General features: G+C 45.8%; 5 protein-coding genes. 3 read left to right on the top strand and 2 right to left on the bottom strand.

All coding sequences use genetic code 11. The features are described from left to right. Positions 1–131 precede the first annotated feature (131 nt). Complete coding sequence (acdA, locus tag WA279_RS15820; RefSeq protein ID WP_014478272.1) at positions 132–1,271, bottom strand: acyl-CoA dehydrogenase AcdA; 1,140 nt, start codon at positions 1,269–1,271, stop codon at positions 132–134. Further along, the gene (locus WA279_RS15825) at positions 1,268–3,385 is read right to left on the bottom strand and encodes a heterodisulfide reductase-related iron-sulfur binding cluster (RefSeq protein ID WP_336155944.1); all 2,118 of its coding nucleotides are present in this window, start codon (positions 3,383–3,385) and stop codon (positions 1,268–1,270) included. Before WA279_RS15825 ends, acdA begins: the two co-directional genes overlap by 4 nt. A 154-nt stretch (positions 3,386–3,539) precedes the next feature. On the opposite strand from WA279_RS15825, the gene cls reads away from it, so the two are divergent. From cls to WA279_RS15840, 3 genes are all read left to right on the top strand, one after another. Continuing rightward, positions 3,540–4,736, top strand: a complete 1,197-nt coding sequence (gene cls / locus WA279_RS15830) for a cardiolipin synthase (RefSeq protein ID WP_072175622.1) — start codon at positions 3,540–3,542, stop codon at positions 4,734–4,736. 12 nt (positions 4,737–4,748) lie between these two features. After that, complete coding sequence (gene uvsE, locus WA279_RS15835) at positions 4,749–5,711, top strand: UV DNA damage repair endonuclease UvsE (protein WP_336155945.1); 963 nt, start codon at positions 4,749–4,751, stop codon at positions 5,709–5,711. An 80-nt stretch (positions 5,712–5,791) separates the two neighbouring features. Next, entirely contained in the window at positions 5,792–6,064 is a 273-nt protein-coding gene (locus WA279_RS15840) for a hypothetical protein (protein WP_086344433.1), read from the top strand. The last annotated feature ends 161 nt before the right edge of the window (positions 6,065–6,225 follow it).

Raw genomic sequence — 6,225 nt, forward strand, 5'->3', positions numbered from 1 at the left:
AAAGCGATTTTGTATCGTTCTTATACAAACCATACCTCTCATTATAAACAAAATAAAACAGAATATGCTACCCTTAACAGTGTTAATTTAAATAATTTTACAAGAGTGATCCGACTGAGAGATGTTTTCCGTTAATCCGCGAGCATTCTGGAGATGACCAGTCTTTGAATTTCTTGAGTGCCTTCATAGATTTGCGTGATTTTTGCATCACGCATATAGCGTTCCACCGGATAATCTTTTGTATAGCCGTAGCCGCCGAAAATCTGCACGGCTTCGGTCGTCACCTTCATCGCCGTATCTCCAGCCATCAGTTTGGACATGGCGGAAGCTTTTCCATATGGGAGGCCCGATGATTCTAACCACGCAGCCTGGTAGGTCAATAGCCTTGAAGCTTCTATCATTGTCGCCATATCCGCGAGTTTAAAAGCGATGCCCTGCTGCTCGGCGATCGATTTTCCGAATTGCTTTCGCTCTTTTGCATATTGAAGCGCCGCATCAAGCGCTCCTTGGGCGATGCCTACGGCTTGTGCAGCTATGCCGTTTCTGCCTCCGTCAAGCGTCTTCATCGCGATTTTGAAGCCTTCTCCTTCTTCTCCGAGACGCTTTGATGCGGGCACTACACAATCTTCGAACATGATTTCCGTTGTCGGTGAAGAACGGATGCCCAGCTTCTTTTCTTTCTTGCCTGTAAAAAATCCTTCAAAATCCTTTTCTACTATAAAAGCGGTAATGCCTTTTTTCTTTTTCTCGGGATCGGTGACGGCAAAAACAATGTAAATATCAGCAACGCCGCCGTTTGTGATAAACACTTTGGAACCATTTAACACATAGTCATCGCCGATTCGTTCAGCAGTTGTTTTCATGCTGCCGGCGTCAGAGCCAGACCCTGCTTCGGTCAAAGCGAATGCGCCGATTTTCTCTCCGAGGGCCAGCTGTGTTAAGTACTCTGTCTTCTGTTCCTCTGTCCCAAAGGCAAACAGCGGCCAGCTGCAAAGAGAGATATGGGCGGAAAGCGTCACTCCGGTGGAGGCGCACACTTTTGACAGCTCCTCCACCGCGATGACGTAGGCTAAATAGTCACTTCCGATTCCGCCGTAATCTTCAGGCCACGGAATTCCCGTCAGCCCCAAATTTGCCATTTCCCGAAACAACTCGCGATCGAAGCGTTCTTGTTCGTCTCGTTCTGCCGCTGTCGGGGCCACCTCATGCTTCGCAAAATCGCGCACCAATTTTCGTATCATCTCATGTTCTTCTGATAATGAAAAATTCATTGCTTCTCCCCCATTTTCAGATCAGCGCCTAAAACGGATTGAGCCAGAAGCTCGACGACATCGTACGTTTTGACTTGGTCTTCGGCTTCCTTCGCCTTTGTGCCGTCCCCAAGCATTGTGAGACAATACGGACAGCCAGAACTGATCACCGATGGGTTGACTGCGAGCGCTTGCTCTGTCCTGGCGACGTTAATCCTGTTGCCTGTTTCTTCCTCCATCCACATTAATCCCCCGCCAGCTCCGCAGCACATGCCGGTTTCCCGGTTTCTCTCCATTTCAACAAGCTGCACGCCCGGAATGGCTTTCAAAATCTCTCTCGGCGGATCATAGACTTCATTGTACCGGCCCAAATAGCACGAATCATGGAAGGTAATCGTCTCATGAAGCGGGTGCTGCGGCTTTAATTTTCCGTTTTTCACAAGCTCGGCCAGCACTTCTGTATGATGATAAACCTCGCCTTCAAATCCGAAATCCGGATATTCGTTTTTAAATAAATTGTATGCATGGGGATCGATCGTAACGATTTTTTTGACATCATTTTTTTCAAATTCAGAAATATTCTTCTCAGCCAGCTCTTGGAACAAAAATTCATTTCCGAGGCGGCGCGGCGTGTCTCCTGAATTTTTTTCTTTATTGCCGAGGATCGCGAAGGACACGCCCGCGTGATTGAGCAGCTTGGCAAAGGAAATTGCGATTTTCTGGCTTCTGTTGTCGTAAGACCCCATGGAACCTACCCAGAAAAGGTACTCAAATTCTTTTCCTTCTTTTTTCATTTCTTTTACAGTCGGAATCTCAACATCCGGCGCCTCGTCACGCCAATTTTCACGTTCCTTGCGGTTGAGTCCCCACGGATTCCCCTGCCGCTCAATACTTGTCATTGCGCGCTGGGCGTCACTGTCCATTTTTCCTTCTGTCAGTACGAGGTAGCGGCGGAGGTCGATGATTTTATCCACGTGCTCATTCATGACCGGGCATTGATCCTCACAGTTTCGGCAAGTGGTGCATGCCCAAATTTCTTCCTCTGTGATGACGTCGCCGATCAAGCTTGGATTGTAATCAAGCGCCGCTGCGGCTTCCTGCGATCCGCTGCCCGCTGACGAAGCAGCCAGCTGATTGCCTCTAGTATGCCGAAACGCTGCTGCGGGCACCCATGGGGAGCGCGAGGTGACGGCAGCGCCTTTTTCCGTGAGATGGTCTCTGAGACGCAAAATCAAGTCCATCGGAGAAAGCATTTTTCCGGTGCCTGTTGCAGGACACATATTAGTACAGCGGCCGCACTCGACACACGCGTACAGATCAAGCAGCTGAGACTGTCTGAAATCCTCAATTTTTCCTGCTCCGTAGCTTTCTTTCGTTTCGTCGGTAAAATCAATTTTTTCAAGTTTTCCGGCAGATTCCATTCTATTGAAAAAGACGTTTGCCGGGCCGGCGATTAAATGGGCATGCTTCGACTGAGGCACGTACACTAAAAAGCTAAGCAAGAATAAGAGATGGATCCACCATGCGATATAGAAAATCACCGCCGCGCCTGTTTTCCCGACACCGCTAAGCATAAACGCAATACCTGAGGCAATTGGCTCGCTCCAAGAAAGCCCATGCTCATGCCAAATCAGATTCATCCCGTTCCCAAGCAGAACGGTCAGCATTAATCCTCCGATAAAAATGAGAACGAGTCCGGCTTTGAAACCGCGTTTCAGCCTCACGAGCTTTTCGATATAACGTCTGTAGAATGCCCACCCAACAGCAATTAAAATGAGAAACGTAACAATTTCCTGAAAAAAGGTGAAGGCGGGATAGACAGGGCCAAGCGGCAGATTCCGATCGGGAGCCAGTCCTTTGATGATAAAGTCAATAGCTCCAAACTGAACCAATATAAATCCGTAGAAAAACATGACGTGAATGATTCCGCTTTTCTTGTCCTTGAGCAGTTTTTTCTGTCCGAATACATTCACCCATATGGCGTGAAGCCGTTCCTTGAACCGTTGATCAAATTGTTCTTTCTGGCCGAACTTGATATAGGCCAGTCTCGTTTTGACCAAGTACACAAACAAATAGACAGCGTAAGCGGTTACAATCAGAAATAATAATGCATTTGCGATGAGAAAGCCGCTCATTCCAATTCCCCCTTTTTACTGATAAAGACCGCGATCCCCTACCCCCGAATCTGTATAAGATTATCTTTATGATAAATAATGAATGAGTGTTCAGTCAATAATTAAATTCCTGCTGTTCGGGCACACTACCTTTACTACGGAAAGGAGTGCCGGTATGAAGGTATTTATCGTGATTATGATCATTGTCGTTATTTTCTTTGCCTTGATTCTGCTTGATATCTTCATGGGCCGTGCCGGATACAGAAAAAAGGCGTACGAGCCTGTTTTTTCAAAAAAGAAGAGTGACATCGAATTGATCCACTGCGGCGCTGATCTCGTTGAGCGGATGATGAATGATATTCGCCAGGCCGCCTCTTCTGTTCACATGATGTTTTTTATTATGAAAAATGATGAGGTCAGCCACAATATGTATACCTTGCTGAAAACAAAAGCCCAAGCTGGCGTCTCCGTTTATTTGCTTCTGGATTGGGCTGGCTGCCGGGCAATTAAAAAAACGGCGCTGCAGACGATGAAAAATGCCGGCGTCCATGTCCATGTGATGAATCGTCCCCGTTTTCCTTTTTTCTTTTTTCACATGCAAAAACGGAATCACCGGAAGATTACAGTGATAGACGGAAAAATTGGTTATATCGGCGGGTTTAACATCGCCGAAGAATATCTTGGAAAGAAGGCGAAGTTCGGCAATTGGGAGGATTATCATCTGCGCATGATGGGAGAAGGCGTACATGATCTTCAAACGCTTTTTGCTTCTGATCTAAAACGAAATACCGGAATCCAACTGGGTTCGGATGTTTGGCCAAAGCTTCAGCAAGGGACTATTTCTCACAAGATATATGCGACCGACGGTTATTCCCTTGAAAACAAATACTTGGCCAATATTGCCCAAGCGAAGAATCGCCTTACGGTTTGCACGCCTTATTACATTCCATCAAAACCGCTTCAAGAGGCCCTCATTAACGCAAGAAAAAACGGCGTATCCGTGAGAATCATTGTACCGATGAAATCAGACCATCCGCTGGTACGAGAAGCGGCTTTTACGTATTATTCGGAGCTCTTGGATGCCGGCTGTCTTATTTATCGTTATTATCAAGGGTTTTATCATGTAAAAGCCCTCATCATAGACGACCACCTCAGCATAATCGGAACAGCCAACTTCGATAAACGAAGCATGTTTTTAAATGAAGAGGTGAATGTCGAAATTGATGACGAAGCGTTTACAAGTGAAGTCTATGCCACGATTGAGGAGGATATGAAAAAGTCGGAGCGGCTGACGATGGAGGATTTCAGCAAGCGCACATTCAGGCAGCGCCCGGCGGAATGGCTCGGCAGGGCATTATCTTATTTCTTATAAAGGAGAGTTCCTATGATTTTCAGATTCGGGTTCGTTTCAAATGCGATGAGCCTTTGGGATGCGTCTCCCGCTAAAACATTGACATTCGCGCGTTATTCAAAGCTTTCAAAGACTGAAAGAAAAGAAGCGCTTCTGACTGTGACAAAAGCCAATTTGCGCAATACGATGAGAACCCTTCACTATATCATCGGCCACGGCATTCCTTTGTATCGTTTTTCCAGTTCGATTGTGCCGCTGGCTACGCATCCCGACGTGATGTGGGATTTTGTAACACCGTTTCAAAAAGAGTTTCGGGAGATTGGAGAGCTTGTTAAAACCCATCAACTGCGAACAAGCTTTCATCCTAATCAATTCACTCTGTTTACGAGCCCGAAGGAATCCCTCACCAAAAATGCGGTAACCGATATGGCGTATCACTACCGCATGCTTGAGGCCATGGGCATTGCTGATCGCTCCGTTATCAACATTCATATTGGCGGCGCTTACGGAAATAAAGACACCGCCATTGCACAATTTCATCAAAATATAAAACAGCTACCGCAGGAGATCAAAGAGCGGATGACACTTGAAAATGATGATAAAACATATACAACGGAAGAAACGCTTCAGGTCTGTGAGCAGGAGGATGTTCCGTTTGTCTTTGACTTTCATCATTTTTACGCCAATCCAGACGATCACGCCGACCTGAATGAAGCACTGCCCCGCATGATCAAAACGTGGGAGCGGATCGGCCTTCAGCCAAAGGTTCACTTGTCTTCCCCAAAATCGGAGCAAGCGATACGCAGCCATGCCGATTATGTTGACGCCAACTTTTTGCTGCCGCTGTTGGAACGCTTTAGGCAATGGGGAACGAATATTGATTTCATGATTGAAGCAAAGCAGAAAGACAAGGCGCTTCTCCGCTTGATGGATGAATTAAGCTCCATCCGCGGTGTCAAACGCATCGGAGGCGGTGCGCTGCAATGGAAATCATAAATGTGCAAAAATAGGTTTACGACTTGTCAACTTTGGGAACTTAGGCTATATAAGACAACAATCGATGGAGGAGAAAGATCATGAAAAATATCAAGTCTCTGAAAGTAGCCGCACAGGCCTTTACTTTAAGAAATTTGATTCATCTTTATAAAATGTGCCATTCCGGAAGCCACGAGGTTTATATTTATTCAAAGAAAACGATGTGCAAAATCAAAAGCTTAATTGAGCTTGAAACGTTCCGCATGGCTCATAATGAAAAGGAATATTTGATCGTAGTTGAAGGAACAAAAGCATCACAGCTCATTGAAAAATTCCAAAATTTCATCGAACCTGCTGAGAGAGAAGCGCTCTAACTTACATACAAAAAAGGATAGACATCTGTCTATCCTCAGGCTGTCGAGAAAATCTCGACAGCCTTTATTTTTCCCTTAAAATATCAATTCCCCTGTAATAAAATAAAAGAAAGACTGAAAAGGACGGTGTCTTTCTCATGTTCCACACAAGAAACTCTTCT

Origin of the sequence: Bacillus sp. 204(2023), assembly GCF_037027505.1 — a bacterium.
GTDB lineage: Bacteria > Bacillota > Bacilli > Bacillales > Bacillaceae > Bacillus > Bacillus subtilis.